The sequence below is a fragment of the Pseudonocardia phyllosphaerae genome, from assembly GCF_046546475.1.
GTDB lineage: Bacteria > Actinomycetota > Actinomycetes > Mycobacteriales > Pseudonocardiaceae > Pseudonocardia > Pseudonocardia phyllosphaerae.
The window spans coordinates 112,497-136,915 of sequence record NZ_JBKGXS010000008.1 but is presented as its reverse complement, the minus strand read 5'-3'; the positions used below and the strand labels follow the sequence as shown (position 1 = coordinate 136,915).

27 protein-coding genes and 1 tRNA gene are annotated in these 24,419 nt (G+C 70.1%); 6 read left to right on the top strand and 22 right to left on the bottom strand.

The window, feature by feature from the left end:
- Window positions 1-2: 2 nt before the first annotated feature.
- The 9 genes from ACLE50_RS17260 to ACLE50_RS17220 form a co-directional block, all read right to left on the bottom strand.
- On the bottom strand, window positions 3-674 hold the full coding sequence (locus ACLE50_RS17260) for an isochorismatase family protein (RefSeq protein WP_410944593.1): 672 nt from the start codon (window positions 672-674) through the stop codon (window positions 3-5).
- A complete protein-coding gene (locus tag ACLE50_RS17255; RefSeq protein ID WP_410944592.1) occupies window positions 664-1,362 on the bottom strand; it encodes an SRPBCC family protein in 699 nt (232 codons plus the stop codon). Before ACLE50_RS17255 ends, ACLE50_RS17260 begins: the two co-directional genes overlap by 11 nt.
- On the bottom strand, window positions 1,359-1,859 hold the full coding sequence (locus tag ACLE50_RS17250; RefSeq protein ID WP_410944591.1) for a (2Fe-2S)-binding protein: 501 nt from the start codon (window positions 1,857-1,859) through the stop codon (window positions 1,359-1,361). The genes ACLE50_RS17255 and ACLE50_RS17250 overlap by 4 nt, the downstream gene beginning before the upstream one ends.
- Window positions 1,856-4,339 carry a xanthine dehydrogenase family protein molybdopterin-binding subunit gene (locus tag ACLE50_RS17245; RefSeq protein WP_410944590.1) on the bottom strand — a complete coding sequence of 828 codons (2,484 nt, stop codon included), beginning with the start codon at window positions 4,337-4,339 and terminating at the stop codon, window positions 1,856-1,858. Before ACLE50_RS17245 ends, ACLE50_RS17250 begins: the two co-directional genes overlap by 4 nt.
- A complete protein-coding gene (locus ACLE50_RS17240) occupies window positions 4,336-5,259 on the bottom strand; it encodes an FAD binding domain-containing protein (protein ID WP_410944589.1) in 924 nt (307 codons plus the stop codon). Before ACLE50_RS17240 ends, ACLE50_RS17245 begins: the two co-directional genes overlap by 4 nt.
- Before the next feature lie 25 nt (window positions 5,260-5,284).
- On the bottom strand, window positions 5,285-6,709 hold the full coding sequence (locus ACLE50_RS17235) for an MFS transporter (RefSeq protein ID WP_410944588.1): 1,425 nt from the start codon (window positions 6,707-6,709) through the stop codon (window positions 5,285-5,287).
- A gap of 62 nt (window positions 6,710-6,771) precedes the next feature.
- Window positions 6,772-8,043 (bottom strand): FAD-dependent monooxygenase, encoded by a 1,272-nt coding sequence (locus ACLE50_RS17230; protein ID WP_410944587.1) that lies wholly within the window; start codon window positions 8,041-8,043, stop codon window positions 6,772-6,774.
- 138 nt (window positions 8,044-8,181) lie between these two features.
- A complete protein-coding gene (locus tag ACLE50_RS17225; protein ID WP_410944586.1) occupies window positions 8,182-8,697 on the bottom strand; it encodes a MarR family winged helix-turn-helix transcriptional regulator in 516 nt (171 codons plus the stop codon).
- Complete coding sequence (locus ACLE50_RS17220) at window positions 8,690-8,857, bottom strand: hypothetical protein (RefSeq protein ID WP_410944585.1); 168 nt, start codon at window positions 8,855-8,857, stop codon at window positions 8,690-8,692. Before ACLE50_RS17220 ends, ACLE50_RS17225 begins: the two co-directional genes overlap by 8 nt.
- Before the next feature lie 746 nt (window positions 8,858-9,603).
- Here ACLE50_RS17220 and ACLE50_RS17215 point away from each other — a divergent pair.
- The 4 genes from ACLE50_RS17215 to ACLE50_RS17200 all read left to right on the top strand — a co-directional run bounded on the left by ACLE50_RS17215 (window position 9,604) and on the right by ACLE50_RS17200 (window position 12,985).
- A complete protein-coding gene (locus ACLE50_RS17215; RefSeq protein ID WP_410944584.1) occupies window positions 9,604-9,726 on the top strand; it encodes a hypothetical protein in 123 nt (40 codons plus the stop codon).
- Between the two features lie 66 nt (window positions 9,727-9,792).
- Complete coding sequence (locus tag ACLE50_RS17210) at window positions 9,793-10,425, top strand: TetR family transcriptional regulator (RefSeq protein WP_410944583.1); 633 nt, start codon at window positions 9,793-9,795, stop codon at window positions 10,423-10,425.
- Window positions 10,422-11,375, top strand: coding sequence for an ABC transporter ATP-binding protein (locus ACLE50_RS17205; RefSeq protein WP_410944582.1), 954 nt, complete (start codon window positions 10,422-10,424; stop codon window positions 11,373-11,375). Before ACLE50_RS17210 ends, ACLE50_RS17205 begins: the two co-directional genes overlap by 4 nt.
- Window positions 11,372-12,985 carry an ABC transporter permease gene (locus ACLE50_RS17200; RefSeq protein WP_410944581.1) on the top strand — a complete coding sequence of 538 codons (1,614 nt, stop codon included), beginning with the start codon at window positions 11,372-11,374 and terminating at the stop codon, window positions 12,983-12,985. The genes ACLE50_RS17205 and ACLE50_RS17200 overlap by 4 nt, the downstream gene beginning before the upstream one ends.
- 93 nt (window positions 12,986-13,078) lie before the next feature.
- Here the strand turns inward: ACLE50_RS17200 and ACLE50_RS17195 are convergent.
- The 11 genes from ACLE50_RS17195 to ACLE50_RS17145 all read right to left on the bottom strand — a co-directional run bounded on the left by ACLE50_RS17195 (window position 13,079) and on the right by ACLE50_RS17145 (window position 19,808).
- Window positions 13,079-13,151 (bottom strand) — tRNA-Arg (locus ACLE50_RS17195).
- A gap of 11 nt (window positions 13,152-13,162) precedes the next feature.
- A complete protein-coding gene (locus tag ACLE50_RS17190; protein ID WP_410944580.1) occupies window positions 13,163-14,329 on the bottom strand; it encodes a tyrosine-type recombinase/integrase in 1,167 nt (388 codons plus the stop codon).
- Window positions 14,329-14,532: a helix-turn-helix domain-containing protein gene (locus ACLE50_RS17185; RefSeq protein ID WP_410944579.1), complete on the bottom strand. Its 204-nt coding sequence runs from the start codon at window positions 14,530-14,532 to the stop codon at window positions 14,329-14,331. Before ACLE50_RS17185 ends, ACLE50_RS17190 begins: the two co-directional genes overlap by 1 nt.
- On the bottom strand, window positions 14,529-15,896 hold the full coding sequence (locus ACLE50_RS17180; RefSeq protein ID WP_410944578.1) for a replication initiator: 1,368 nt from the start codon (window positions 15,894-15,896) through the stop codon (window positions 14,529-14,531). The genes ACLE50_RS17185 and ACLE50_RS17180 overlap by 4 nt, the downstream gene beginning before the upstream one ends.
- A gap of 49 nt (window positions 15,897-15,945) precedes the next feature.
- On the bottom strand, window positions 15,946-16,611 hold the full coding sequence (locus ACLE50_RS17175) for a hypothetical protein (RefSeq protein WP_410944577.1): 666 nt from the start codon (window positions 16,609-16,611) through the stop codon (window positions 15,946-15,948).
- Window positions 16,608-16,823: a hypothetical protein gene (locus tag ACLE50_RS17170; RefSeq protein WP_410944576.1), complete on the bottom strand. Its 216-nt coding sequence runs from the start codon at window positions 16,821-16,823 to the stop codon at window positions 16,608-16,610. The genes ACLE50_RS17175 and ACLE50_RS17170 overlap by 4 nt, the downstream gene beginning before the upstream one ends.
- Window positions 16,823-18,283 carry an FtsK/SpoIIIE domain-containing protein gene (locus ACLE50_RS17165; RefSeq protein WP_410944575.1) on the bottom strand — a complete coding sequence of 487 codons (1,461 nt, stop codon included), beginning with the start codon at window positions 18,281-18,283 and terminating at the stop codon, window positions 16,823-16,825. The genes ACLE50_RS17170 and ACLE50_RS17165 overlap by 1 nt, the downstream gene beginning before the upstream one ends.
- A gap of 99 nt (window positions 18,284-18,382) precedes the next feature.
- Window positions 18,383-18,571, bottom strand: a complete 189-nt coding sequence (locus ACLE50_RS17160) for a hypothetical protein (RefSeq protein ID WP_410944574.1) — start codon at window positions 18,569-18,571, stop codon at window positions 18,383-18,385.
- 4 nt (window positions 18,572-18,575) lie between these two features.
- Complete coding sequence (locus ACLE50_RS17155) at window positions 18,576-18,926, bottom strand: hypothetical protein (RefSeq protein WP_410944573.1); 351 nt, start codon at window positions 18,924-18,926, stop codon at window positions 18,576-18,578.
- A 3-nt stretch (window positions 18,927-18,929) separates the two neighbouring features.
- Complete coding sequence (locus tag ACLE50_RS17150) at window positions 18,930-19,118, bottom strand: hypothetical protein (protein ID WP_410944572.1); 189 nt, start codon at window positions 19,116-19,118, stop codon at window positions 18,930-18,932.
- A gap of 297 nt (window positions 19,119-19,415) precedes the next feature.
- Window positions 19,416-19,808, bottom strand: coding sequence for a hypothetical protein (locus ACLE50_RS17145; RefSeq protein WP_410944571.1), 393 nt, complete (start codon window positions 19,806-19,808; stop codon window positions 19,416-19,418).
- A gap of 78 nt (window positions 19,809-19,886) precedes the next feature.
- On the opposite strand from ACLE50_RS17145, the gene ACLE50_RS17140 reads away from it, so the two are divergent.
- Both ACLE50_RS17140 and ACLE50_RS17135 read left to right on the top strand, forming a co-directional pair.
- Window positions 19,887-20,771: a hypothetical protein gene (locus tag ACLE50_RS17140; RefSeq protein WP_410944570.1), complete on the top strand. Its 885-nt coding sequence runs from the start codon at window positions 19,887-19,889 to the stop codon at window positions 20,769-20,771.
- Window positions 20,768-21,574, top strand: a complete 807-nt coding sequence (locus ACLE50_RS17135; RefSeq protein WP_410944569.1) for a hypothetical protein — start codon at window positions 20,768-20,770, stop codon at window positions 21,572-21,574. Before ACLE50_RS17140 ends, ACLE50_RS17135 begins: the two co-directional genes overlap by 4 nt.
- 129 nt (window positions 21,575-21,703) lie before the next feature.
- Here ACLE50_RS17135 and ACLE50_RS17130 read toward each other — a convergent pair whose 3' ends face one another.
- Together ACLE50_RS17130 and ACLE50_RS17125 are read right to left on the bottom strand one after the other, a co-directional pair.
- Window positions 21,704-23,209, bottom strand: a complete 1,506-nt coding sequence (locus ACLE50_RS17130; RefSeq protein ID WP_410944568.1) for a hypothetical protein — start codon at window positions 23,207-23,209, stop codon at window positions 21,704-21,706.
- A 583-nt stretch (window positions 23,210-23,792) separates the two neighbouring features.
- Window positions 23,793-24,386 carry a mycothiol transferase gene (locus ACLE50_RS17125; protein WP_410944567.1) on the bottom strand — a complete coding sequence of 198 codons (594 nt, stop codon included), beginning with the start codon at window positions 24,384-24,386 and terminating at the stop codon, window positions 23,793-23,795.
- Between the last annotated feature and the right edge of the window lie 33 nt (window positions 24,387-24,419).

Here is a 24,419-nt window from a genome sequence, read left to right as displayed (position 1 = left end):
CCTCACAGGGCGGGTTGCCGGACGGCGTGGGTCGCGAGGTAGCCGAGCGCGTCGTGGAGGTCGATCACGTCGGCGTACTTGGCCTGCAGGTCGAACAAGGCGGCGTCGTGCGGCCCCGCGGCGCGGTCGCCGCAGGCTTCGCGTACGACGAGCGTGTCGAGACCGCCGGTGACCGCGTCGACGGCGGTGGCGCGTACGCATCCCGAGGTGGTGGCGCCGCAGACCACGGCGGTGTCGACGTGCAGACCGGAGAGCAGGGCGCCGAGCCCGGTGCCGTGGAACGCCGAGGCTCCCTTCTTCACGATCAGGTGGTCGCCGAGCACCCGGTCGATTCTGGGATCGAGCGCGACGGCCTCGCTGTCCTCGCGCAGGGCGCGCATACCGGTCGCCTTGCGGAGCCACGCGACGGCGTCACCGTCGGCCTCGGCCGGCGTGTAGCTGATCGCGGTGAACACGACCGGCACGTCTGCGCGGTGCGCGGCGTCCACCAGGGCCGCCGCGGCGGCCACCGGGGCGGACAGATCGGAGCCGGAGGCGAATGTGGGTTCGGTGAACCCGCGGGTCAGGTCGACGACGATGAGCGCAGGGCGCGGTCCGCGAGGGACCGTTGCGCCGAATCCCGCGCGGTCGTAGGTGGCGTCGGTGTCGGCGCCGTGCAGGCTCTCAGCGGTCACGCCGCAACTCCTTGATCAGCTTGTCCTGGGTGCGGACCCGGCCGAGCAACCAGCCCTGGAAGAACGCCACGGCGAGCGCGCCGGCGGCCGCGGCGTAGCGTCCGGCGCCGGCAGGCAGCAGCATCGCCAGTCCGTCGAGCGACTCGCCGCCGGATCCTCCGTTCCGTGCGCCCGCGGTCGGGACCGCCTCCGCTGCTCCACCTGCCGTGGCGTGCTCCGCGGTACCGGGTCGGTTCTGGTCGGGCGGTGCCTGGAGCTGCGCGGCGAGGTTGCGGGCGAACTGGTCGAGGAGCTTGTTCGACACCGTGGTGATGGCGCCCTTGCCGAACTGGGCGATCTTGCCGCGGACCACCAGGTCGGTGTGCAGATCGAGGGTCGACCCCGCGGATGCGGGGGCCACGGTGAGAGTGACGTCGGCTTCGGCGTCGCCGTTGCCGTGGCTGTCGGCTCCCCGGGCGGACAGGCGCAGCCGTCGCTCGTCGGCGGCGACCTCGGTGAACCGGATCTTCCCCGCGTAGGCGGCGCTGATCGGTCCGACCTTGAACTTCACGCGGCCCAGGTAGGTGTCGTCCTCCTGGCCGTCGAGTATCGCGCCGGGCAGGCAGCTCGCCACACGTTCGACGTCGTTGATCAGAGCGAACACCGCGTCGGGGTCGGCGGGGATGTCGAGGTGATTGTCGAGGATCACGATCGGGTCTCCTTCGAGGCTGAGGTCCGGCGCCGGGTCGCGACGTCGGCGACGGCGTCGACGACGGTCTGGTAGCCGGTGCAGCGGCACAGGTTGGCCGAGAGCGCGTCGCGGACCGCGTCGCGGTCGGCGTCCGGCTCGTCGGCGAGGAAGCCCTCGGCGAGCATGAGGAACCCCGGGGTGCAGAACCCGCACTGCAGTCCGTGGTGGCTGCTGAAGGCCTGCTGGAGGTCGCTGAGCTCGCCGTCGTGGCCGAGGGACTCCACCGTCGTCACCCGGGAGCCCTCGGCCTGGACGGCGAACATGAGGCAGGCCCGGACCGGGGCGCCGTCGACGAGGACGGTGCACGCCCCGCAGACCCCGTGCTCGCAGCCGACATGGGTCCCGGTCAGCTCCAGATCGTGGCGTAGCGCGTCGGACAGTGTCCGGCGTGGTTCGACGAGGATCTCGTGCTCGGTGTCGTTGACGGTCAGGACGACCAGTTGTCGTTCGCTCACCGGGCGCCTTCCTGTTCCGGAGTTCGCGTGGCGGCCTCGTCGAGGGCGGCCAGCAGGGTCTGTGGGTGGACGGGGGTGTCGTCGATCGCGACACCGGTGTGGCGCAGTGCGTCGTTGAGCGCACCCAGTACCGCGGCCGGTGCGCCGATCGTGCCGCCCTCGCCGGCTCCCTTGGCCCCGTTCTCGGTGAACGCGCACGGGGTCTCCAGGTGGGTGACGGAGATGTCCGGGATCTCGGCGGCGGTCGGGACGAGGTAGTCGATGAAGCTGGCAGCCGACGGTTCGCCGTTCCCGGCGTAGGTCACCTGCTCGTAGAGCGCGCCGGCGATGCCCTGGGCGATACCGCCGCGGCACTGGCCGTCGACGACCTTCGGATGGATGACCACACCGCAGTCCTCGACGCAGGCGTAGCGCAGGAACCGGACCTGCCCGGTTCCGGGGTCGATCTCGACGACCACCGCGTGGGTGGCGTTGGAGAACGTCCCGTCGCCGGGGACGTCGAAGCTCGCGGTCGCCGACAGGGTCGGTTCGACGTCCTTGGGCAGCAGGTGGGCCCGCAGATAGGCGACGTCGGCGATGTCGTCGAAGGAGATCCGCCGGGTCGGATCGTCGAGCTGGGTCACCCCGCCGTCGCCGTCGAGGGCGACGTTGTCCGGGCGGGTCTCCAGCAGGTGCGCTGCGATCCGGCAGAGGAGCTCCCCGAGCCGGCCGGCCGCGAGGGAGACGGCCGACCCGCCGATGGTCACCGACCGGGAGGCGAAGGTGCCCCAGCCGTAGGCGATGCGTTCGGTGTCGCCCTGGCGCAGCTTGACCTTGGCGATGTCGACGCCGAGGCGGTCGGCGACGATCTGGGCGAGGGTGGTCTCGTGGGACTGGCCGTGGTTCATCGTGCCGCTGGTGACCACGACGGCGCCGGTGGTGTCCATGCGGATCTCGGAGATGTCGAACCCGGGCACCACCTGCATCTTCCGTTTGGCGAAGGCCTCCGAGCCGTAGCCGGTGCGTTCGGAGAAGCAGCTGTACCCGATGCCGATGTGGCGGCCCTCCGCGGCGGCACGGTCGCGCAGCGCGTACCAGCCCTCGTCGCGCAGCGTGGTCTCGGCCAGGTCGAGTGACTCGCGGTAGGTGCCGGGGTCGTAGGTGACGCCGTTGACGCCGGTGTACGGGAACTCTGTGATCACGTTGCGGCGGCGGATCTCGACCGGGCTCAGATCGAGCGCGCGGGCGGCGCGGTCCATGACGAGTTCGACGGCCTGGACGTACTGGGGGCGGCTGACACCGCGGTAGGGGGCGGTGGGCGCCTTGTTGGTGGTGATCGCGCGGCCGCGGACCCGGTAGGCGGGCACCTGGTAGACGCTGGGCATCTCCGCCGAGGCCATCAGGGGCTCGATGCCGACGGTGAACGGGTAGCAGGAGTAGGCCCCCATGTCGCATACGACGTCGACGTCGAGGGCCGTGATGTGGCCGGTCGCGTCGAACGCCGCGCGGGTGCGGTAGCGCTGCTCGCGGGCGAGGAACCCCGCGGTCAGCGCCTCCCGCCGGTCCTCGATCCATTTCACCGGTCGGTCCAGCCGATGCGCAGCGGCCGCCACGGCGATCTCCTCACGGCCGACGACACACTTCTGGCCGAAGCCGCCGCCCATGTCGGGCACCGTGACGCGCACGGCCCGCTCCGGGAGCCGCAGGCAGCGGGCGAGGACGGTGCGGACCTGGTGGGGGACCTGGCTGCAGGTCTGGACCAGGAGCTGGTCGTCGCGGGCGTCCCAGGAGGCGACGACTCCGCGTGTTTCGAGCGGGAGCGCGTTCTGCCGCGCGCTGCGCGAGGTGACCTCGACGACCGTGCCCGACCGGGCGGCGGCGTCGAAGGTGTCGTCGACGCCGGGTGTGTCGAACATCGACACGTCGAGCAGCACGTTGGGGGGCAGGGGACCGCCGGTCGCCTCGTCGTGCAGGGCGGGTGCGTCGTCGGCCAGGGCGCCGTCCTCGTCGACGACGGCGGGCAGCGCGTCGTAGTCGACGACGGCGGCCTCGATGCCGTCCTCCACCACGTAGGGGTCGCGGGCGACGACGAGCGCGACCGGTTCGCCGACGAAACGGACCTTGCCGCGGGCCAGCACCGGCATCGTGGTCGGAGTGAACTCCTCGGGTGGCCGGTCGAGCAGCGCCACGATGTCGCCGAGCGCGAGATCGTCGGCGTCGTAGGCGGCGACCACCCCCGGGATCTCGCGGGTGGCGCTCAGGTCGACTCCGGTGAGCTCGGCGTGGGCGACCGTGGCCCGGACGAATCCGGCGTGCAGCATCCCGGACAGGTGGATGTCGTCGACGAACCGGCCGCGGCCGGACAGGAGGCGAGGGTCCTCCCGCCGCGGCACCGACGCACCGACCCAGTGGCCACGCGCCGAGTCGAAACTCGCCGCCCGCGCCGGTTCGGTGTCGACGGGGTCGGACTCGTGGTCGGCGCCGGGTGTGGGGATCGTCATCGGTTCTCTCCCTGCTGCCAGGCATCGGTCAGTGCCGCGGTGACCAGGGTGCGGGTCAGGCGGCGGCGGTATCCGGCCGTGGCGGCGGCGTCGTCGGGCGGGTCGATCGCCTCCGCGGCGGCGGCGCCGGCCTCGGCGAACAGGTCCGGCCCGGGGATCCCGCCGGCGAGGACGGCCTCGGCGTCGGCGATCCGGACCGGGGTGGGCGCGACCCCGCCGAGGACGATCCGGCCGCCGGCCAGGCGCGGTCCGGAGCCGTTGGATCGGGCGTCGTCGATCTCGAGTGACGCTGCGGCGTCGACGATGGCGAAGTCGCCGTGGCGGCGGGCGAACTCGGTGAGGGCTGCGCGCGGCGAGGGCCGGGTGAAGCGCACCGCGGTGACGACCTCGTCGGGTTCGACCGCGGTGGCGTAGAACCCGAAGAACATCTCCGCGGCCGGGATCTCCCGGGTCCGTGTCCCGCCGGCGGGAGCAGGCCCTTCGGCGACGATCACGGCATCGAGCAGCAGGGCCAGCAGGCACCACTCGGCTGTGGCATCGCCGTGGACGATGCTGCCCGCGACGGTTCCCCGCGAGCGGATCGGCAGGTGCCCCACCCAGCGCATCGCCCGGGAGAGGACGTCGAAACCGGGGCCGAGCGCGGCGGCGCCGGTCTCCACCTGCCGATGGGTGAGCAGTGCGCCCAGGGTGAGCGAGCCGTCCTCGTCGTGGTCGATCGCGGTGAGCGCCCGTTCACGGCGCAGCGGTGCGAGGTCGACCAGGGCGCCCGGGCGGGCGAGCCGGAACGCCATCATCGGCATCAGGCTCTGTCCGCCGGCGATGACCTTCGGGTCGTCGCCCGCCGCGTCGAGCTCACCGAGCAACCCGATCGCGTCGGGCACGTCGTGGGCGCGGTGGTAGCGGAACGCGCTGGGCTTCACCTTCGACAGCCTCCTGCAAGTCGGGTCAGGACGACGCGATGGTCGTGGGTGGAGTCGACTGATCCGACTGATCCGACGGTGCCGCGTTGGAGCCGGGCGTGATGTGGTCGAGCTCCTGACCAGCGGTCTCCGGCGCGCATCGCCACATGAACACCACCGCGGCGACGACCAGGACGCCCAGAAGGGTGAACGTCAGCGGCAGGCCGAGGACCGGCCAGAGGACGCTGCCGAACAGCAGCGGTGCGAATCCGGTGATCGCCCGGCTGGACGACGACGCCCACCCGAAGCCCGATGCCCGCAGCTCGGTGGGGTAGAGCTCGGAGACGTAGGCGTACATCACCGGGATGACGATCAGGGCGAAGGCACCGAACGCGGCCATGGCCACGATCGCTGCGCTGACGGCGCCCGCGCCGAGCAACACGGCGAAGGCGACCAGCGTGGCGGCCGCGAGTGGCCCGGCGGCGCCGATCACCCGCTTGCGTCCCAGCCGCTCCACGACCAGCACCGCGATCAGCACACCGACGATGCCCAGCCCGTTCATGAGGGTCGTCGTGGCGAACGCGGCCACCTCGCCGAGGCCCTCGGCACGCAGGATCGAGGGCATCCAGCTCAGGGCCGCGTAGTAGACCAGCATCACCGAGATGAACAACGACCAGGCCACGGCGGTGACCTTCGGGTTGAACGCCCAGATCCGGCGTAGCTGATCGGCCGCCGCCGCCAGCGCTCCGCCGCGCTTGTCCTCGACGACCGGGTCGGGGATCGAGTAGGGCTCGGGTGTTGCCCCGGTGCGGGCGACGAGGTCGTCGATGACCTGGCGTGCCTCGGTGTCCCGGCCCTTGCGGGTCAGGTACAGCGGGGACTCGGGCACGTCGCGGCGGGCCCAGAACAACAGCAGGGCCGGCAGGATCATCAGCACGAGCATCCAGCGCCAGTTCCCCTGGACCGGGACCAGCAGCGTCGCCGACACCCCGGCGAGGGTGGTGCCGATCGGCCACCAGCCGTCCATCGCGGCCAGCACGCGGCCGCGCTGCTTCTTGGGGGAGAACTCGCTGACGATGGCGTAGTCGACCGGGATGCAGCCACCCAGCCCGACGCCGGCCAGGAACCGCAGCGCGAGGAAGATCTCGATGTTGGGTGACAGGGCTCCGAGCACGGAGAACAGGGCGAAGATCAGCAGGGTGATGCTGAAGGCCTTCTTGCGGCCGATCCGGTCGGCGACCGTGCCCCAGGCGACGGCGCCCACCGCCATGCCGATCAGGTTGGCCGTGGCGACCAGCCCCTTCTGGCCGGCGGACAGCCCGAACTCGGTGCCCAGCAGCGGGGTGAGGAATCCGTTGAGGGCGACGTCCCAGGCGTCGAACATGTAGCCCAGCCCGCCGATGATGAAGATCTTGCCTTGCACCGACCATCGCCATGGCAGGTCCTGGACGATCTGATCTCCGGTGCGCATGTGGATAGCTCCTCATCCCGCGTGGTCGCGGTATCGGTGGGGCCGGGCCGGGTGGGGTCGCGTCAGCGGGCGAACTGGTAGTGGATGGACTCGGTGTCCGGGTCGCGCAGCGGGCTCCCGCGCCAGAGCCAGTCGTAGGACAGGTCGGACTCGCCGTCGAAGCGGGCGAGCTTCTCGTCCCGCGCGCGCTGCTCGGGTCCGTCGGGCAGGTGGTAGAAGTCCATGTTCTGCAGCGACGCGTCCTGCACCATGCCCGCGTGCTTGGCGCGGCGATCGACGTAGCGCAACAACGCCTCGTCGATGCCGGCCCGGGTGATCCCGCCCAGCTCCTCGGCCAGCACCGCGGCGTCCTCCATGGCCTGGGAGGCGCCCTGGGCCTGGTAGGGCAGCATCGCGTGGCAGGCGTCGCCGAGCAGCGCGACCCGGCCATCGACCCACACCGGGTCGCGGCGGCGGCGGTACATCGCCCAGACCGAGACGTCCTCGGGCTTGGCCTTGGTCAGCATCGCCGGGACGCGGTCGTCCCAGTCCGCGTACTCGGCGGCGAGGTCGTCCGGGGTCGCGGGGCCGCTCCAGTCGCGGGCGATCGTGTCCGTGCACGGCACGATCGCCACGACGTTCAGGTACTGGCCGCCGCGGATCATGTAGTGGACGAGGTGCTTGTCCGGGCCGTACCAGATGGTCGAGTGGAATCGGTCGACCAGGAACCGGGTCGCCGGGTCGGCGGCCACGAGTTCCCCCGGGATCAGGGCCCGGTAGGCCATCTCCCCGGAGAACACCAGGGTGTCGTCGAACCCGGCGAGATCGCGGACCGCGGACCGGATCCCGTCGGCACCGATGAGGACGTCGCCGGTGAACCGGCGTCCGTCGGCCGACACAGCGACCGGGCGCTCCGGATCGGTCCGGTCCAGTTCGACGACCGTCGCGGCCGTGGCGACCTCGACGACCGGGCCGGGGCCGTCCGGGTCGAGGCAGGCGTCGAGCAGGACCTGGTGCAGATCGGCGCGGTGGTAGTGCCAGTACGGGGCGCCCTGCGCGTCGATCACGCGTTGCCCGAGCGGAAGCTGGGCGATGATGCTGCCGTCCGCCCAGCGCCGCCGGACCTGGTCCTCGGGCTGGGTGCGGATCGCTTCGAGCTGGGCCCGCAGGCCGAGGCCGATCAGGATGCGGCTCGCGTTGGGTGCGGTCTGGATCCCGGCGCCGATCTCGCCCAGCTCCGGCGCTGCCTCGACGACGGTCACACGCAGACCGCGCCGGCGCATCGACAGCGCCGCGCACAAGCCACCGAGTCCGCCCCCGACCACCGTGACCTCGAACGACTGGCTGGCTGCCATTGCGCTGACCTCCTCGTGAACCTGGATCGAGGCGGGAGCATCGCGGCCCCTCGCCATACGATCCGAACACGTACTATCCGGATGCGCAATAGTCTGCGTCGATGACACCTACTCGTAACGCAGACGAGCTTCGTCGGGCTAGAGGCCGGGCAGTTCCTTGCTGTCCGCGACGGCTTCCCACCGTTGGCTGAGGTCGTTGAGCAGGCCGGCGATCTCGTCTCGTCGTCCGCCGTTCAGGCCGGCGAGCAACGCCTCGTCCAGGGCTCTGGCCCTGCGGTTGGTCTCATCCAGTGCCGCCTGCCCCTCGTCGGTCAGGGTGAGCACCTTCGCGCGGGCGTCGAACGGTGCCTCGTATCGCCGGATGAGGCCGCGGCGCTCGAGTCGTCGGCAGACGTCGGCCATCGTCGAGGTGTCCAGCGCCACCGCGGCGGCCAGCGAACTCTGGTCCGCGTCCGGGTAGGCGCGGACTGCCGTCAACACGGCGAACTGCGGGCCGGTCAGTACGGAGTCCACGTGCCGGTTCCACGCGGCCAGGTAGGCCTGGTAAAGGCGCCGGGCGCCGTAGCCCGGCGCTGCGACCAGGGCGGCGGGCGGCGCCAGCGACACCCGTCGACGCGCGGACCGGGCCTCGTGCACCTCTGCCGGCTCACCCACGGTCGACAACATAGTTCTCCCCCTGGTCGGCGTCACCCACGGTCGGCATCGCCTCTGACCGGACCTCGGCATCGGTCGGACGGCACATGTGCGTGAACAGCGCGTTCTGATATTCCGTGTCCGGACTATACGTGTTCGACAGCAGCACGACGCAGATCACCAAAGCTCCTGTCTTGCTGCTGCGGGGTGCCTGACATGGTCGCGAAGTCAGCGGGCGCTCGACGGCAACGGGTCCGGTGGCCCGCACGTGACACCACGCGGGGGTTCTCCCGAGTGAGTCAGCTGCTCTGACCTGCGTGCTCCCAGGTGGGGCGTCGAACGGACCAGCGTGGGCAAGACCGTCTGGGCGACCCTCTGAAAGCTTCATGTATTGAGGCTCGTGCCGGGCGCTGGCACTCGGGGCGCCTCGACGACGCACTATCGAGTGCCTAGGGTGGCAGATTCGAACCGGGCACCGCCTCGGATGACGTCGCCGTGGCCTGGGGTGATGCCGGGGCGAGCGAGGGGCGAGCCTCGCGGTCAGCTGTTTCCCGAGCAGCAGGTCGACGTGCGGAGCGCGGTGTCCTGGTTGTGTCGCCGCGCGGACAGTCACGGCGACATCGGTCCGCGGCGGATCGGCGTCTGGGACAGCAGAGTTGCGGGACCGGTGGTCATCCAGGCCGCGGTGCTCGACCGGTGCGTGCGATGCGTCGTGGCGAGGAGCGTACTACCCGACATTCCGCAACGAGGTGCTGCTGCAGTCACAGGAGTAGCTCCTGGGCTGGGCGCCGGTGGATTTCATCGACCGCCTCGATCCGACGCCGTTGTTGATCGTGGCCAACGGCGGACCGGGCCCCTGCCACGAGCTCGGCGAGGTCCAGGCCGCCTACGCCCGGGCGGGCGAGCCAAACAGCTCGACATCCTGCCGTGCGACGCGATGGGAGCCTGTACATCAAGCTCGGCCTGGGTGGCTCCATGCGACGCATCGTGTCCTGGTTCGACCGGTACCTGTGCCGTGAGCCGCTGCCGACAGTCACCGGCTCGCCGTGACCCGAGCAGGTGACCGCTGGCGCTGTTCATGTGTACTTGAAGCTGTACATGTGTATGGTGCGGCGTGTGCGACCGATCGAAGACCTGACCGCCCGGGCCCGGATACGCGACGCCGCGATGGCGGAGTTCGCTGAACGCGGGATCCGCAGCGCCACGATCCGCGGCATTGCTGGGCGCGCCGGGGTGTCTCCGGCGCTGGTGCAGCATCACTTCGGCACCAAGGACGGGCTAAGAGCGGCCTGTGACACCCGGGCGGTGGAGTACTTCGGTGCCGGACTCGAAGTCGCCCCCGACTCTCCCGGATTCTTCGACGCGGTCGGGGTGTCGATCCGACCGGTGACCCGATATCTGGCCCGATCCCTGGTGGATGGCTCGGCGGCGGCGGAGTCGGTGTTCGTGCGCCTGGTCGAGCTCACCGAGACACACCTCGCCGACACACCCGGGCTGACCGATCGACGCACCCGCGCGGTCGTCTGGGTCGGCATGCGCATGGGCGCACTGGTGCTGCACGAGCAGATCGGTCGCCTACTGGCCACCGAGACGACCGACCCCGCACAAGCCGGAACTCAGATGGCCCGGGCCACGCTCGACATCATCTCGCCCGGGCTGTTGCCCGACGGGGTGTTCGACGGCCTGCGCCGCGCCCTCGACGCAGACGCTCCCGTCTCCGTCTCTCGTGAACAGGGGAACCAACAGTGACAAACCAAGCGCAGAGCAGCACGGTGCGCGACCGCGCCGACGGCTCGGCGGTGATCGAGGTCGAGGACCTCGTGAAGACCTTCGGCCGGTTCCGTGCCCTGGACGGGCTGAGCCTGCGTGTCGACGGGGGTGAGGTGCACGGCTTCCTGGGCCCGAACGGGGCCGGCAAGTCGACCACGATCCGGGTACTGCTCGGACTGTTGCGGGCCACCTCGGGACGCGCCCGGCTGTTCGGCCGCGACCCGTGGACCGACGCGATGGACCTTCACCAGCGGCTCGCCTACGTTCCCGGCGACGTGACGCTCTGGCCCACCCTGACCGGCGGCGAGGTGATCGACCTGCTCGGCCGCGTGCGCGGCGGCCACGACCCCGCCCGCCGCGCGGAACTCACCGAGCGGTTCGCGCTGGACCCGACCAAGCGGTGCCGCACCTACTCCAAGGGCAACCGGCAGAAGGTCGCGCTGGTCGCCGCGTTCGCGTCGTCAGTGTCCCTGCTCGTCCTCGACGAACCCACGTCCGGTCTGGACCCGCTGATGGAAGCCGTGTTCGCCGAGGAGGTCGCCCGAGAACGCGACCGCGGCCGCACCGTGCTGTTGTCCAGCCACATCCTGTCCGAGGTCGAGACGCTGTGCCACCGGGTGAGCATCGTGCGCGCCGGCCGGGTCGTGGAGTCCGCACCGCTGGCGCAGCTACGCGCCAGCCGTCGCAGCATCGTCACCGCCGAGCTGCAGACGCCAGCCCCACGGCTGGCCGACCTTCCCGGGGTGAGCGAGCCGGAATGGGTGGGCACGACGTTCACCTGCCGGGTCGAGGCCGATCATCTCGATGGGTTGCTGCGGGCTCTCACCGACGTCGGCGTGCGCGGCCTGACCTGCCGCCCGCCGTCGCTGGAAGAGCTGTTCCTGTCCCACTACCAGACCGAATCCACCCTGATCGAGGCCTCCCGATGACCGCGGCGATCACCTCGAACGCACCGCACGCTGCGGGCTCGTCGATCGGCGTGCCGGTCGGCACCGGGGCGCTGGCCCGGCTGGCGCTGCGCCGCGACCGGCTCGTTGTCGCCGCATGGGTCGTCCTGGTCGCCCTGTTGGCCATCGCGCTGGGCTCGGCCGCGACGACCACGGTGTCGAACCCGGAGGTGGGCGCCACGCTCGTCGCCCAGACGAGCGCCAACCCGACGCTGCTCGCCCTTCGAGGCCCCCTGTTCGGCCCGACGCCGGGGGCGCTGACCGCCCAGACGTTCGGCACCAGCGGGCTGCTGATCGTCGGTGTGATCAGTCTGCTGCTGGTCGTCCGGCACACCCGCGCCGACGAGCAGGCCGGACGCGCCGAACTGCTCGGTTCGGCGTCCGTGAGCCGAGCTGCTCCGGTGGCCGCCGCCTTGCTGGTGGTCGTCGGGGCGAACGTCGTTCTGGCTGTGCTGACCGCGCTCGCGCTGCTCGCGATCGGTCTCCCGGCGGCCGGGTCGCTGGCGTTCGGGCTCGGGTTGGGCGCCGGTGGTGCGGTGTTCGCCTCGCTCGGCGCGGTCGTCGCGCAGTGGAGCGAGCGCGCCGGCACCGCCCGCGCGCTCGGGCTGGTCGCCGCCGGGGTGCTGCTGCTCGTCGCCGGGGCAGGCGATCTGAGCGGGACCGGTCTGGTGTGGTTGTCCCCGTTCGGCTGGTTGCGACACCTCCGGCCCTTCGCCGGTGAGCAGTGGTGGGTCCTTGCCCTGTTCGTCGCGGCCGCCCTCGCGCTGGCCGGTCTTGCCTCGATCCTGTCCGAGCGCCGAGATCTCGGAGCCGGGCTCGTCGCTGCCCGGCCGGGACCGGCGGGCGCGGGCGCGGACCTGCGCGGCCCGTTCGGACTCGCCTGGCGAGTCCAGCGCGGAACCCTGGTCGGCGGCGTCGTCGCCGCGCTGGTGCTCGGGATCGTGCTGGGTGCCGCGGTACTCAACAGCCGCGGACTCTTCGACACCCCGGCCTACCGCGACCTGGCCGCCTCACGCGGGACCAGTGACCCGGTGACGGCGTTCCTGTCTCTCATGACCTACGTGTTGGCCCAGGTGGGCGCGGCCGGCGCGGTCGCGGCCGCTTTGCGGGTGCGCTCCCAGGAAACCGGCGGCCTGGGCGAGCTGCTGCTCAGCGGTCCGGTCGACCGTCGACGATGGGCCGGCGGACACCTGCTCGCCGCCGCCGCGCTCGCCGCGCTCGTGCTGCTCGCGCTCGGCGTGGGCACCGGCATCGCCGGTGGCGCCGCGCAGCTCGCGGTGAGCATGGCCTACCTGCCGGCCTGTCTCCTGTTCGTCGGGCTCGGCGCCGCGCTGACCGGGTGGGCCCCGCGTCTCGCCGCTCCGGTGACCTGGGCCCTGCTCGCCGCCGCGATCCTCGCCGACTTCGTCGGCGAGTTCGGCTACCTCGACCCACACACCCTGCGTTACCTGTCCCCCTTCGCCGCGATCTCCGTTCCGCTGTCCGAGGGCACCGGACTACCTGCAGCCGTGGCGGTACTGGTCGGGCTCGGCGCCGCCCTCACCGTGATCGGACTCATCGGACTGCGTCGCCGGGACATCGACTCCAGCTGACCCCGTCCACTTCGAGCGTCATCACCACTCGCGCGTGTCGCAGGTTCGAGTCCCGCTATGCACTCGCTGTGATGTCCCAAGACATCACAATTGTGCCCCCGGCAGGATTCGAACCTGCGGCACCCGCTTTAGGAGAGCGGTGCTCTATCCCCTGAGCTACGAGGGCGTACGTGCAGGCTACCTGGGAGTCTCCGGCTGCTCGTCGTCGCCGTCGTCGTCCTGGGGCACATTTGGGGCACATGCCGCCGAGTCGAGCCGATCGGCCAGGTCGTCCATCCGGTCCGGGAACAGGTGGCCGTACAGGTCGAGAGTCATCGTCGCGGTCTTGTGCCCCAGCATCATCTGCACCACCTTCACGTCGGCACCCGACGCTATCGCGAGAGACGCAGCAGTGTGCCGCAGCTCGTGCGGATGGAACCCGGCCGGGCCGGTCCTACGCACCACCGGGTCGAGGACGTTCCGCCGGAAGTTGCGCACCCGCAGGACCCCGCCACGAGGTGCCCGGAAAAGCAGTGCCTCGGCATCACGACCCTCCACGAGTGGCACCAGCTCAGCGGCGAGGAACCGGGGGACCGGCACCACTCGGCGCTGGTGTGTCTTGGGCGTTCCCCACACGAGCCGCCCGTTCACCTCAGTCACGGAAGCGACCACGTGAATCCGCCGGCTGCCCAAGTCGACGTGGCGAAGCCGGAGCGCTGCGACCTCACCCCACCGTAGTCCGGTGTACGCGAGCAGCCGGATCAACGGGCCGTACGGGCCGCACTCCTGCGCCATCAAGGCGACGGCGGCGTGGTCGAGGTACCGGTGTGTATGCAGCTCGCCGGGCCGAGGCACGGGGACGCCGTCAGCCGGGTTCCGCACGAGCCGTCCGTCGCGCACTGCCCACCCGAGGATCTGCCGGAACACCCCGAGGATCTTCGCGACCGTGCGCGGCGCGCTGCCCTTCCGCGTCAGATCGGTGACCCAGACCTGAATTTCGGTGAAGGTGACCGCGGACAGCGGAGTGCGGCCCCAGCGTGGGAGGACGTAGTTCTGGACCACCCCGACGCTGCGGGCGTGCGTCGACTCCTTCAAGTGGCCCTGCGCCTCGGCCCAACGGCGCGCCCACTCCTCTACGAGGATCTTCCCGGCATCCGGGGCGATGTAGGAACCGGTGCGAACCTCCTGCCGGACGGTCCCCGCGAAGTCCTCGGCGTCGGCCTTGAGCCGGAACGCCTTCTTCCGCTGAATCCCCGACGGGTCCCGCCAGCGGACGATCCACCGTGAGCCCTTGCCGTAACGCGCGGTCCGTACCGGCTTGCCGTTCGGGCCCTTCCGATGCCACCGGTCGTCGATGTCAGCCATCAGGCCGCGTCCTTCCTCGGTCGGGCTGTGGGCTCGCCGTCGAGCCAGGCGTGGAACCGCTTGCGCGGGACGAGCCAGCGGCGCCCGATTCGGGTTGCGGGGATCTCGCCGTTGCGGACGGACTCGTAGGCGACGCCGCGGGCGATCCCGAGCAGCGCGGCGACCTGCTCGACGGTGTAGGTCAGGGACTCGGTGCTGGTCATGACGTCCTCCCGGTCTCGGTGGTGCGGGTGCGTCGCTGTTCGCGGTGTCGTTCGGCGATGCCGGTGGCGATGTCGCGTTCGGCGTCGTTGCGGTGGCCGATCTGGGTGACCTGCCAGTCGTTGACCACCAGCACCGAGCCCGGCTCGGCGGGGGTGTCGAGGGCGGCGAGGAGTTCCCCGAGCCGGTAGAGGCGGCGTTCGCTGCGGATGGCGCCGAAGGTGGTGGACCAGGCGCGGGATTTGGTGAGGAAGTGGCCGCGGAAGCCGAGCATGTGGGCCCAGCGGCGCAGGTTCAGGTCCTCGTAGTCCTCGCGCCCGCCCAGTTCCCAGGCGGTTTCGATGAGCCGCCGGTGGTGCGGGGTGAGGTTGAGGTGGTCGAGGTGGGTGATGTCGCGGATCGGCCGGTCGGTGGCCTCGGACTTGCCGGTGCCCTTGGTGGCGTACTTGGCGACGTACGCGGCGAGCGCGGAGTCCGAGATTTGCCCGTCGTCGTTCTCGAGCGCGGCCGCCGCCGTGGAGGTGATCGGTCGGGTGTCGACCTGCGTGCCCCACGCGAGTGCCATCGGCGCACCGTCGGGCCGGTCGACCACGACCGAGACCGAGCGGGCGGCGTCGGTGATCGCGGCGTGCAGGGTCCCGGTGGTGATCCCGCGCGGTGGCGGGTCGGTGGGGCCGTCGGGCCCGTCGAGGCGGACGACGGCGTGGAAGTGGACCAGGCCGCGCCGCTGGTACTCCGCGACCTTGGCGTAGGAGAGCCGGGCGCGGTTGGGGAAGTCGCGGACGCGGATGCCCAGCTGGTGGGCGAGGGTGCGGCGGAGCCGGATCGCGAACCGGTTCCACAGCTGCCCGGCGTGGGCCTGCCACAGGATCGCCCCGACGTAGTCGTAGCTGTCGCCGTCGAGGGCGGTGCCGACGCGGGGGTCGTCGCGGTGGTGTTTCTCGCCGCAGGGGCAGGGCACGACGAGCCCGCGGGTGGTGACGCGGCGGGTGTGCACCGGCCCGAACGACGGCGCGGTGAGTGTCGCGAAGACCCGTGGGTGTTCGGCCGCGGATTCGGGGACGCCTTTTCCGCCGGCCATGCCGGAGCGGAGCAGGTGGTAGGCGTCGGAGGCGTAGCGGTCCGAGCAGGCCGGGCACACGCTGGCGCGCCGGTTGCCGCAGGGGGCGAGGACGTCGCCGTCGCGTTCGGCCAGCACCGTGCCGGTGGTGCGGTCGTAGATCCGCGATGAGCCGGTGAGGTGGATGGGTGCGGAGCAGCCGTGCAGGGCGGTGACGGCGCGGCGCCAGTCCTGGAAGCCGGGTGAGCGCAGCAGGTGCGACAGATCGTGCTCGTGCTGGTCGTGCTGGGTGTGTGCAGCCGTCATGGCGGCATCCCTCCCGGGGATGACGAAGCAATGTGGGGGGCCGGGCCGGTTAGTCGTGCTGGTAGCGCTGGGGCTCGTGGTCGATCTCGACGACGCCGGGCTTCAAGCCGTAGTGGCGGGCGAGCATCCGGGCCCCGGCGCGGAAGGAGGAGGCGTAGCCGACGTGGTTGTCGTGGTCGTCCTCGATCCGGTAGCGGCCGGAGTCGCGGCGGATCAGCCCGCCGGTCGCGGTGCCCCGGATCAGCACGAGCGCTTTGCCGGGTTCGACGACGTCGACCGCGATGACCCCGCTGGGCTTCGGCTGCTTCTTCGGTGCGGGCGTGGGCCGCTGGGGCTGTTGCGGGATGGGGTGGAGGTGGTCCCAGCGGGTCACCATGTCCCGGGTCGCCTTCGGGACCAGCACGGCCCGTGCCGGGCCTTCTTGCCCGTTGTGGTGGGTGTGGTGGTTCCCGCCGAGACGCAGGTGCCCGGAGTCCAGCAGCTGGGCGACGGTGTCCCCGTCATGGCGGGAGACCGCCTCGGCGCAGCCGGGCCGGGCCGGATCGGACCGCAGCACCCGGCCGCTGCGTTCGATGACCAGCAGCCCGGGGTCCTGGGCGAGGGCGATGATGCGGGCGACCTCGCGTGGGTCCTGCGTCGCGGCCGGGCTGTCCTCGGCCGTCTCGATCAGGACGGGGTTGCCGAACAGGGCGTCCTGCACGGGGCGGCGGTTCATGCCGACCACCACCAGGTCGCGCGGGCCTCCCACGACCACTCACGGCCGAGCTGCCGCACGACGTAGTACTCGGTGACGCAGGCGGCGGCGATCGCGGTCCAGAACCAGCCGGAGCCGGTGCCGAACCAGACCCACACCACGCCGACGAGCAGCCCGAGCAGCAGGCTCAGCTTGAACCAGGTGCGCAGTGCCCAGAGGGTTGTCGTGCCCATCACGCGACCTCCTGCTCCCCGTCGGTGCCCTCGTCGTCGGTGCTGTCGTGCAGGTCGATGACGTCCGCGCTGGGTGGCGGGGCGCAGCGGGAGACGAGTTCGGTGATGTCGTCGTCGGAGACGAACGCGGCCCGGAAGCGGACCGGGAGGCGAGAGCCCTTGTCGATGACGAACCCGATGCCGGCATGGGCCGGGTCGCCGGGGATCTCATCGGCCAGCGCTCCCCGCTCCCGCGCGCCTTCACCCAGCACCATGTCCACGTGCGAGGCGGCGGTGACGCCGAGGCAGATCCGCTGGGTGAACAGCTCGCGCACGTCCAGGACGTCCTTGGAGGGCTCCTGCAGGTAGCCCTGCACGCTGAACAGCGACGCCCGCCCCTGGGTCATGATCTCCGCCAGCAGCCGCAGGGCGTCACGGACGGCGGTGCGGTCGCCGTAGGCAGTGAGCATCGCCATCTCATCGATCACCAGCAGCTCCACCGGCGTCGCCGTCGACGGGGTGCAGGTGCGGATGCCGTGGTCGCGCATGTCGTCCTGCCGGTCACGCATGGCGTCGCGGAACTCGGTCAGCAGGTTCAGGGCGTCGGGCATGGTGGTGGCGTAGCGGTGAAACAGCGGCGCGCCCTGCTCGGTCTCCACCCCACCCTTCAGATCCACCATCCAGACCCGCACGAGGCCGTCGCGCAGGCACGGGCCCACCCCGCGCAACGTGGACCAGAGCAGCGAGCCCTTGCCCGAGCCGGACGCCCCAGCGACGAGGCGGTGCCCGCCGATCACGGGGGCGGTGAAGGGTTCGCCGCGTTCGTTGTCGCCGAGCTCCACCCCGCCCAGATCCACGTCCTCGCTGCGGGCCGGGATCGGGGGTGCGGGGATGGTGCGGGTGAACGGCATCTCCCACTCGATCACCACGGCGACCACGCCCGGCTTGTGGCGGGTGATCGCCACCCGGTGCGCGATCAGCGCCTCCCACAGGACGGGGGCCTTCTCCTGCCAGAACGCGACGTCCTGACCCCGGACGATGCGTACGTACACGGTGTCGATCGAGGCGGTGGCCGAGCGGACCCGCAGCACGCGGGGTACCAGGTGCTCGCCGGAGCCGCGGTGCTCGCGGGTCAGGCCGCAGTCGCCCATCAGGCGGGCCCACCGATGGCCGCGGTAGATCGTCCAGCGGCGCCAGGACGCCCGCAGCCGAGGCGCGGCATACCGGTCGAACGAGGCCGGGTGCGCCCGTCCCCACGCAGCGACGCCGAATACGAGGGCGGTGAACACGGCCCCGGTGATGATCGGGCCGAGCGTCATCGTCAGGCCGAGGCCGAGCAGGGGGCCGATGACGAAGCCGGGGTGCTGGGCCAGCCACGCCAGCGCCTGAACCTCCCGGCCCGCCGGACGCGCGGGACGGCTCGGCTGACGGGTCGGGGTGTTGGTGCGGGTGGCGGTGCCACCACTACTACGCTTGGTCATTGCTACCAGTCCTCACGAGAATGAGTTGCCGGGTAGCGGGGTGCCCGCCGGTGTTTCCGCCAAGAATCAGTTCGGCGGGCGCCCCACCACCACAGGTGGTCACTTCTGTTCGCGTAATTCGCCCCGCGCCGAATCCAGATGCACCGTCAGCACGGCGACATCACGGGCGAGGTTGTCGTGGGTGTTTTTGAACCCACCCGTCCGGTACGGGATCCCGTGCAGACTCCGGCGGAGTTCACGCATCGCCGCATCCAGCTGCTCCACGGTCCGGTCCACAGCCTTCGACACGGGGCTACTTCCTCCACTCGCGCGAGATCAGTTCGGCTTCCCACTTCTTCGCCGACGACGCCATCACCCGCAACGAGCCGTGCGCCTTCTTCGCCGCCGCACTGATCTCCTCCGGCGAGGCGGTCGACCAGTGCCCACCGGAGCCGCCGGCCTTCGCCGAAACGCCCTTGCCCGCGCTCTTGCTACGCCGGGTCTTGGGGGTGTCGGTGGTCTTGGCGGCGATCTTCTCCGCGTCTGCCAGGGCATCGCCGACCAGCTGCAACGCCCGCCAGAACTCCCCGTACTTACGCAGTGCGCGCCGGTTGACCTTCGGCAGCGTCTTCACCCGGTCCCGCGCGCCCACGCTGATCGCCACGGCTCACACGCCCTTGCGGATCGCGAGCTGGGCCAGGCGCAGGCCCTCGGCGACACCGGCCCGCCACGCCTGCTCGGTCGGCACCCCCGGCTCGTCCCCGCGGGCCCAGCGGCGCCGCTCGATTTCCAGGCGCCGCACCAGCCGCCCCACCCCGGTCGTGATCCGCGGCCGCACCACCGTCGTTGCACTCATCGCCCTACCTCCGTCCCTGCCAGCGGCACCGCGCCACTGGTGTCCTCACTGATGACGCCGTCGCCGAAGCACCCCGGACAGGACCCGGAGCCGTCGCACTTGTCGCACCCGACTGAGTCGATCGACTCGCCGTAGCCGTCACAGACATCGCAGTCCCGGCTACCACTGCACTCGCCACACACCATCGCCACTTCACTCCCCGGAAAAGGACACACGTGTCCCCGATACGGAATTGCTCAGATTTGCCGGAACCGTGTCCGGCCGGAAAAACTGGGCCGCGTCCGGCGGCCGGCGGACTTACTGCTCGCCGTCGTCCTTGCCGCGCCGGACCGGCGTCGGGTGGGCGGGGCGCAGGCCCATTGCCTTGAACGCGATGCCCGACACCGTGCGCCCGTCACCGGACTCGATCGCGTACGGCGAGATCTTCGGGTCGATCAGCTGCACCCGCACGTCCTCGCCGAAGTCACCGCCCGGATCGGTCGCCAGGGTCACCTTGATCTCCTCACCCTTCGGCACCCGCTGCCCCGGCGCCGCGAGCTGCTTCGCGAACAGCGACACCACGAACTGCGCCACCCCGTCCCGGTCGGTCACCGGCACCTCCGCACCGTTCGCGTCCTGACGCATCTTCGGCGCGGGCGGCTCCACCACCGTGAGCTTGAACCCGTCGAGCACCACCGGCAGATCCCTCATCGCTGACCACCTCTCGGTTGTTGACTCCCCTAAACAGTCAAGGCGCCGGAGTAACGCCGTTCAGGGGGCTAAACCAGCATGTCGCCGGTCGCTCGCCTTGTCAAGGGGCCTAAACTGGCGGTCGTGGTTGATGTTGATGACGAGTTCCACGCGCTGCGTGCCGAGCCGGATCCGGTCCGGCGAGGGCGGCGTGCGACCGACCTGCTGGCGACGTACCAGCAGCGATCGGTGGAACTCGCGCGCGTCCGCCGCGACGCCATCGAAGAGGCGCGCGACCAGCTGGGCGGTAGCTACACCGAGGTCGCCCGGGCGTTCGGGCTGACCAAGGGACGGATCACACAGATCCGTAGCAGCGCCCCGCCGGCCTACCGCGCGTTCTTCGGTGTCGGCCCGCTCGACGTCGCGCTACCCGGGCGCCGTCTGCTCGACCGGGACGACGTCGTCATCGCCACCGAGGACGACGCCACCGGCACCCACCTCACCGACGAGGCAGAGCAGCTCGCGTTCACTGTCGAGCGCCAGATCATCGACCCGCAGCAGGAGTGGGAACCCGTCCGCGACGCCGTAGTCGTATGCGGGCCCTCGTCCGCACACGTCGGCAACATGCTGATGCAGCGCGATCCACTGCTGACGATGTCGCTCGGTGACGGCGCCCGATGGGGCATCGTCGACCAGGAGACGGGGGAGCGGTTCCTCTCCCCGATGGACGACGAGCAGCCGCGCCGCGCTGACGTCGCCTACCTCGCGCGGCAGGTGATGCCGGACGGGTCCGTGGTCGTGCACATCGCCGGGGTTCACGCCCTCGGGTCGGTGGGCGCCGCACACTTCCTCACCGACCATGTCGCCTCGCTCTGGTCCGAGTTCGGCGACTGTGCGTTCAGCATGGTCGTCGGGGGCGAGTTCGAGGGGCTGACGCCGACCAAGCTGGACGTGCTCGTTCCGCCCCGTCGTTGGTCGCCATGACCACGCACGGCGCATCGCTGCCGGGCGGAAGCCCCCCGGGGCAGGACCGCTGGACCGTCACCCCGCACGGCATCGTCGTCCTCGACGGGGCAACGGCAGTTGCGCCCGACGTGCCACCCGCCGAGAAGTACGTAGATCACCTACTCGCCGCCATCAGCCAGCGTCTCGACGCGACTCGTGACCTCACTGCGGTCGTCGCCGAGGCCATCGACGCGGTGGCGACCGAGCTGCAACTCCACCCCGGAGGGGCGCCGTCGTCGACGGTCGCCGTACTGCGCTGGACTGGCACTCACGTCGACTCGCTGGCTCTCGGCGACAGCACCATCGTCCTCGGGCTCGCGGACGGCTCCGAGACCCGGCTCCGCGACGACCGATTAGCCGCCGTCGCTCCCACTCAACGCGACACCTACCGCAGACGACTCGAAAGCGGTCACGGCTATGACGGCACGCACCGCCAGATCCTCTCCGAGATTCAGTCAGCCGAGATCGCGGCCCGCAACTCCGAGATGGGGTACTGGATCGCCGAGGCCGACCCGGCGGCCGCCCGGCACTCAGTCGCACGACGCGACGCGTTGACCGAGCTGCGATGGGCAGTCCTCGCGACTGACGGCGCACAGCGCCCGATAGACCACCTCGAACTCCCGTGGGCCGACGTCGCCGCACGGGACAGCGACGCACTCGGTGCGCTGCTCCACGACCTCCACCGGTGGGAGACCCACATGGACCCCGACGGCCGCGCCCTTCCCCGCGCGAAGCGCCACGACGACAAAGCAGTCGTGACCTGGGCCGCGGACCACCTCTAACCGTCGTCCGGCCGACCAGGCTCCCGCCGTGTCTAGAGTCTCTTCTCGGTATCAAGCGGCGCCTGCGGCGCCGAGAGGACTCCTGCCCGGGGCGTGCGGCCTCCGGCCGGTCCCCAGGCAGGAATCCTCTTAGTCGGTGTGACGCTGCAGTCTTCCTCGGATTACTTCGGACTCTCCGAATGGGCGCAAGATTGATCTGACTGGGGTCCCGTCAGCGGTTCGATCGACGGTCGCTGAAACCGCGTCGGCGTGAAATCCAACGTTCCCGATCGAAACTTCTGTCCGCCCCACTAAAACTCGGTGCTCGTTAACAAAGTAGACCGCAAAGTTGCCATCCGACATGGGTGAACCGTTGGATTCAACCTTAATCTCGGGTGTGCTCACGGCCACCTCTTCGCCTCGGATTAGGCGTGCGGCGATGTCAATATCGACAGCTTCGCGAGTGGTCAGTTGGTCTAGATCTGGAACTGTAAGCTGCTCGCTCGTAACGCTCTGAATAGTCGAGATCGATTCGATTAGGTCTAGAAGGGGGCCTGGGACGAGGTGTGACAGATCCGTACCCACCGGGTATCGAATGTCAGTCATCGGACCAAACTTGCGACCTGCTCGAATTACGCGCCCTGGAGTGAGGCTGCGAATAAAGCGAAGTCCGGGCAAGACCTCATCAGGATTCTTCCCCGTAAGTTCGCCAATAGCGAAGTCGAGCTTCATTATTCGCGTTTCTTCAGTGAATCGCTGTTCGACGCTGAAAGTCTCGGCTGGCCACTCGGTCGCGATCGTCCTCCAGTTTCGCCCGTCTAGTCCGGTCGTGTACGGGTCCACCTGAACCTGCACCGTCTCTAGCTCTTCGGTGTCAGTCTCAATCCTGAAGCGGAGAATGACCTTATCCTGTTCCGAGGATTGGCGAGGGTAGATGCTGATCGGTCCGGTGCGCTCGCTCCCGTCAAGTCCCCCGGGGAGGTCGACGGAGAGGGTGGCGCTGTCTAGCTGCAGTGGGGCTCCGAACTCGAAGAAGTCGCGGACTGCCTTGCGTGACTCCTCGTCCGGAGTATGTAGTGCACCCTGTCCGTTAATGGGTCTATCGTCTAGCGATCCGGTGTACTTCTCGATGACTCTCACGGTGACGTAGCAGTCGCCCGTGCCAATCACCGATGCAAATGCGAGTCCACTTTGATCGGCGTCGATTGTCGGTATATCGCTGTCAACGGAGAAGTCGTAGTTGAAATGCGGATCGAGCTTATTTATCAGACTGTGAGCCGAGCGGAGGTGCTCGATTGCTTCGGCCGGCTCGACTGATTTATCAATTCCGGTTCGGATTCGACTCATGGCAGTGAACTCCGCAATGGCTACGGACAGACGTTCTTTTCCGTCCCGAAAATAGTAGTCAACTACATCAGGAAACTCTGAGGCTAGACTGTCAAGAAAATCCTGTCCCAGCCAGGAGCATGAAAACACGCCTTGGTCGGTTAGTTCACGAAACCACTTGAGTGAGGGTGGGGTTGGGTCGACTGGCATGACCAGATTCCACGCCTTTAGTGTGACATTCTCCCTGGATGTATAAGCCAAAGCTCGCTCGTAAGATTTCTTGATCTTGTCTTTTTGGTCACTGCTTGGTTGGGCGCTGTACTTCTTCACTTGCCAGATAGTCCAGCCGTCGGGCTCGCGAAGGATGACATCCAATCCGCTATCGCCCTGGCTTGGCTTGACTCGTTCCACTCTGAGGAAGCGTCGGCATAGCAAGATGCCGACAACCGTCTCAACCTCGTCGCCGGTGCGTCTACCCCAGTCGATTCGCGACACCTTGAGAAGTATGCGCCCTCGCCGGGCGGGCAGATCTCCGGGATGGTGGGCGTGCCATCCCGCCGACCTCCCTCCGGTCTACCACACGGACAACCGTGGGCGGAGCTTGACGGGATCGGCCAGTGGTTACGTCGAGGGCCGCCCACGGCCGCACGCGCGGTCGGCTTACAGCAGGTCGACGGGATGGCACTCAGCAAGCGAGGTGCGGACCGCGCTGGGGCACATCTGGGGCACATCCGGACCGGGACGGCCCGGCACCCGCTGACACGGCATAGCAGCGGGCGGCCTGGTCAGCGTCGGTGCCGGAGTGAGCGCGCAGGCCGTCGACGTGCCTGACTCGCGTTAGGAGAGCGGTGCTCTATCCCCTGAGCTACGAGGGCGCGGGGCCAGCCTACCCGGGACCTCCGCCCGGCTCGCGTCACGTCAGCAGCGTGCCCGGCACCGGCTCGTAGGGCTGGAAGAACGGGTTCGCGGGCGCCCCGGCGAGGGTCAGGACCAGCGTCGGCACCGCGACGCCGTCGATCTGCTCGCGGATGATGTCGGCGTGGCCGGCGTGCCGGGCGAACTCCTCGACCAGGTGCACGAGGTAGTAGCGGGCGAGGATCGGGCGGGCGTCGGTGATGCCGTGCCATGGCGCGGGCGGCGCGACGGTCTCGGCCGCGGGGTCGGTCGCGGTGACGGCGGTGCGCAGGTCGGCCCAGGCGTCGTCGAAGTGCTTGATCGTCTCGGCGGTGGACTCGTCGTCGCGCACGGCGAAGCTGTCGGTGAAGGCGGCGACCGCGGCGGCGTCGAGGGGCTGCTCGGTCACCTCGGTGTGCAGCCGGACCAGGGCGCCGCGCATGCAGTAGGTGGCGTGCTTGATCAGGCCGCCGATGGAGAGCGCGCTGCGGCACGGGGTCTCGCGGGCCTGCTGCTCGGTGAGGCCGAGCGCGGCGGAGCGCAGGGCGGTGAGCTGCTCGTCGATGTAGGCGACGAGGCCGGTGATCTCGTCGTGGCGGGCCGGTGCGTACATGGTGCGTCCTCCGGGAGTCGGGGCGGTGCGCCA

What these genes read in the sequence shown, in the direction of transcription:
- ACLE50_RS17125 (WP_410944567.1), bottom strand. Translation starts at nt 24,386, where the DNA reads ATGTACGCACCGGCCCGCCACGACGAGATCACCGGCCTCGTCGCCTAC.
- ACLE50_RS17185 (WP_410944579.1), bottom strand. Translation starts at nt 14,532, where the DNA reads ATGACCAGCACCGAGTCCCTGACCTACACCGTCGAGCAGGTCGCCGCG.
- ACLE50_RS17175 (WP_410944577.1), bottom strand. Translation starts at nt 16,611, where the DNA reads ATGAACCGCCGCCCCGTGCAGGACGCCCTGTTCGGCAACCCCGTCCTG.
- ACLE50_RS17180 (WP_410944578.1), bottom strand. Translation starts at nt 15,896, where the DNA reads ATGACGGCTGCACACACCCAGCACGACCAGCACGAGCACGATCTGTCG.
- ACLE50_RS17145 (WP_410944571.1), bottom strand. Translation starts at nt 19,808, where the DNA reads ATGAGGGATCTGCCGGTGGTGCTCGACGGGTTCAAGCTCACGGTGGTG.
- ACLE50_RS17135 (WP_410944569.1), top strand. Translation starts at nt 20,768, where the DNA reads ATGACCACGCACGGCGCATCGCTGCCGGGCGGAAGCCCCCCGGGGCAG.
- ACLE50_RS17140 (WP_410944570.1), top strand. Translation starts at nt 19,887, where the DNA reads ATGTCGCCGGTCGCTCGCCTTGTCAAGGGGCCTAAACTGGCGGTCGTG.
- ACLE50_RS17165 (WP_410944575.1), bottom strand. Translation starts at nt 18,283, where the DNA reads ATGACCAAGCGTAGTAGTGGTGGCACCGCCACCCGCACCAACACCCCG.
- ACLE50_RS17170 (WP_410944576.1), bottom strand. Translation starts at nt 16,823, where the DNA reads ATGGGCACGACAACCCTCTGGGCACTGCGCACCTGGTTCAAGCTGAGC.
- ACLE50_RS17235 (WP_410944588.1), bottom strand. Translation starts at nt 6,709, where the DNA reads ATGCGCACCGGAGATCAGATCGTCCAGGACCTGCCATGGCGATGGTCG.
- ACLE50_RS17200 (WP_410944581.1), top strand. Translation starts at nt 11,372, where the DNA reads ATGACCGCGGCGATCACCTCGAACGCACCGCACGCTGCGGGCTCGTCG.
- ACLE50_RS17230 (WP_410944587.1), bottom strand. Translation starts at nt 8,043, where the DNA reads ATGGCAGCCAGCCAGTCGTTCGAGGTCACGGTGGTCGGGGGCGGACTC.
- ACLE50_RS17245 (WP_410944590.1), bottom strand. Translation starts at nt 4,339, where the DNA reads ATGACGATCCCCACACCCGGCGCCGACCACGAGTCCGACCCCGTCGAC.
- ACLE50_RS17190 (WP_410944580.1), bottom strand. Translation starts at nt 14,329, where the DNA reads ATGGCTGACATCGACGACCGGTGGCATCGGAAGGGCCCGAACGGCAAG.
- ACLE50_RS17150 (WP_410944572.1), bottom strand. Translation starts at nt 19,118, where the DNA reads ATGAGTGCAACGACGGTGGTGCGGCCGCGGATCACGACCGGGGTGGGG.